This is a genomic window from Vibrio sp. YT-19(2023), from assembly GCF_033337395.1.
The window spans coordinates 1-644 of record NZ_JAWOQN010000635.1 but is presented as its reverse complement, the minus strand read 5'-3'; the positions used below and the strand labels follow the sequence as shown (position 1 = coordinate 644).

The following is a 644-nucleotide window of genomic DNA, read 5'->3' as shown; positions in this document are numbered from 1 at the left end:
ATTTTTGCGATTCAGCTTGGTTGGCTCCCCGCTGGTGGCTGGGAAGGTGGGCAATTAGCTTTTCTTGTTTTGCCGGTATTAAGTCTGGCCATTGGATCAGTCGCTAGCATCGCGCGTGTCATGCGCGGCGCGATGATTGAAACCCTCAATCAGCCTTACATTCGCACCGCAAAAGCGAAGGGATTATCGACCGCCTACATATTGTTCCACCATGCCCTGCGTCCGTCATTGATCCCCGTCGTCGCCATGCTCGGGCCAGCGTTTGTCTCTGTCGTGACGGGCTCTGTCATCATCGACATCTTTTTCGGCACTGGTGGTATGGGCCAGCACTTTGTCTCTGGTGCACTGAATCGCGACTACGGCTTAGTAATGGGCATCACCTTAATTGTCGCCTCACTCACCATCTTCTTTAATCTTGTGGTCGATTTGTTGTACACGGTGATCGACCCACGTATCCGAGTTTAGGAGTCAAACATGTTATCGATTAAGAAACTGGATACTCAATCCTTACAAGACCAAGTCGTAGACAATATCGAAGCGGTGGAAGGTCGTAGTTTGTGGCAAGACGCCTGGGCTCGTTTTCGAAAAAACCGCGCCGCGATGACATCGGTTTATGTGCTCACGTTCATCACTTTGTGCATCAC

General features: G+C 50.8%; 1 protein-coding gene and 1 pseudogene. Both read left to right on the top strand.

What is annotated here, in order from left to right; all coding sequences use genetic code 11:
- The coding region (locus tag R7E78_RS27595) for an ABC transporter permease subunit (protein WP_318058813.1) at window positions 1-465 on the top strand (465 nt) is incomplete at its 5' end.
- 9 nt (window positions 466-474) lie between these two features.
- Window positions 475-644 (top strand): annotated as a pseudogene (locus tag R7E78_RS27590) (peptide ABC transporter permease); the annotation flags it as partial.